Raw genomic sequence first — 354 nt, 5'->3', positions numbered from 1 at the left:
CCATAGACCTTTGCTTTAACTGAAGCTGCAGAAGCGATAAGCTCTTTTCCCTCTCCTGAAGTTATGGTGCGTCCCGAATAGGTGAATCGATTATCGCCGGCTTCAAAAAACTCATCATGAGGGGATTTTTCGGCCTTACAACCAAGCAACAGCAATGAAAGGAGTGAAAAAATAATGAAGCGCATTTTTTACATTTTAGAAGCACCTAAATTTAAGCTTTTCCTGCCGATCCTCTTTTGCCGGATTATCAAATTTTAGTATTATTTAAAAAAGAAAATCCGGCATCAGGGCCGGACTTTCTCTATGTTCTTATAAAACTATCTTTCGTAAATTCCGTCGTAAAGTTTCTGGTAA

The 354-nt window shown here is 38.7% G+C and carries 1 protein-coding gene; it reads right to left on the bottom strand.

Going from position 1 to position 354, the window contains the following annotated elements; genetic code table 11:
* The coding region (locus HC176_RS17885) for a hypothetical protein (RefSeq protein ID WP_167920349.1) at positions 1 to 185 on the bottom strand (185 nt) is incomplete at its 3' end.
* Positions 186 to 354 lie beyond the last annotated feature (169 nt).

The sequence above is a fragment of the Tamlana crocina genome, assembly GCF_012037625.1.
Note: the sequence above shows the minus strand (reverse complement) of the source record. Positions and strands in the feature narration are given on the sequence as shown.